This is a genomic window from Martelella alba, assembly GCF_005217455.1.
In the GTDB taxonomy this organism is placed as follows: Bacteria; Pseudomonadota; Gammaproteobacteria; order Enterobacterales; family Enterobacteriaceae; genus Acerihabitans.
This window is the reverse complement of record NZ_SZPQ01000173.1, coordinates 1-583: the sequence shown is the minus strand read 5'-3', so window position 1 is coordinate 583 and position 583 is coordinate 1. Positions and strand designations below refer to the sequence as shown.

Annotated in this window: 1 protein-coding gene; it reads left to right on the top strand. The window is 59.7% G+C overall.

What is annotated here, in order from left to right; all coding sequences use genetic code 11:
* Positions 1-504, top strand: a 504-nt coding sequence (locus FCN80_RS26275; RefSeq protein WP_170975553.1) for a conserved phage C-terminal domain-containing protein, incomplete at its 5' end; no start/stop codon positions are given.
* Between the last annotated feature and the right edge of the window lie 79 nt (positions 505-583).

Sequence of the window (583 nt, the reverse complement as noted above, 5' to 3'; positions counted from 1 at the left end):
GATCAGGCTAAACAGGTCCTAACCCACCTGAACCAGACCACCGGTTCCCGGTACCAGGTCAGCAAATCCTCTCTCGAAAACATCCGTGCCCGGCTGGGTGAGGGGTTCGCTGTCGCCGAACTGGTGCTGGTGGTCGATTACAGCGTCGAGAAATGGGGTTCCGACCTGAAAATGGCCGAATACCTGCGCCCGGCCACGCTATTCCAGCCCACTAAATTCCCCGGGTATCTCCAAACGGCCACGAAGTGGGAAAAAGCCGGTCGGCCGCCGCGTTCCGCCTGGGGTAAACGCGGTGTGCCCACGGTCGCCGTCGATCAGGATTGTGATGCCGCATACCGGCGATTCATCGGCAGCAGCCTGCCAATCCAAAATCCGAGTGAGCTGGAAATACAGGTCCGGAGTGAGGCCAGCAAGGCCGGTGTGCGCCAAATGCAGACCGGTTTTGCGGTTAACGCCTGGAACAGAATTTGGAGAGAGCACGCACAGCGAGGGGTGGAGGCATGAGTGTCGAAAATGAGATTGCCCTGGCGGAGCATTTGGAAACCGCTGGATTGTGGCGCCGGGCCGCGCGTCAATGGTTAGC